We start from the raw sequence: 525 nt of genomic DNA, 5'->3' as shown, positions 1-525 counted from the left end.
GCGAGCCGCAAAGGCTGGGTGAGGGCGCTCAAGGGCCACGAGGTCGACACCGCGACGCTCGCGTTCAAGGCCGGCGACGCGCTGTACGGCAGCTTCGCGTGCCGCAGCGTCGACACGCTGGTCGTGCTCGGCAGCAACGGGCGCGCCTACAGCGTCGCGGTCGCGAACCTGCCCGGCGGGCGCGGCGACGGGCAGCCGATCACGACGCTGATCGACCTCGAGGCGGGCACGCAGCCGGTGCACTACTTCGCCGGTGGCGCCGACACGACGCTGCTGCTGGCCGGCAGCGGCGGCTGCGGCCTGCTCGCGCGCGCGGGCGACCTGCACGCGCGCCAGCGCGGCGGCAAGGCGTTCCTGAGCATCGAAGCGGGTGAGAGCGTGCTCGCGCCCGCGGTCGTCGCCCCGACGCACGACAAGGTCGCGTGCCTGGCCGCCGATGGCCGCCTGCTCGTCTTCGGCCTCGACGAGCTGAAGCTGCAGCCCAACGGCGGGCGCGGGCTGACGCTGATGGACGTCGACGCGAAG

General features: G+C 74.3%; 1 pseudogene. It reads left to right on the top strand.

Annotated elements, in window-relative coordinates:
* A pseudogene (locus tag MOJ79_RS18915) lies at window positions 1–525 on the top strand (DNA topoisomerase IV subunit A); the annotation flags it as partial.

Source organism: Calidifontimicrobium sp. SYSU G02091, assembly GCF_022631395.1.
Taxonomy (GTDB): Bacteria; Pseudomonadota; Gammaproteobacteria; order Burkholderiales; family Burkholderiaceae_C; genus Calidifontimicrobium; species Calidifontimicrobium sediminis.
Note: the sequence above shows the minus strand (reverse complement) of the source record. Positions and strands in the feature narration are given on the sequence as shown.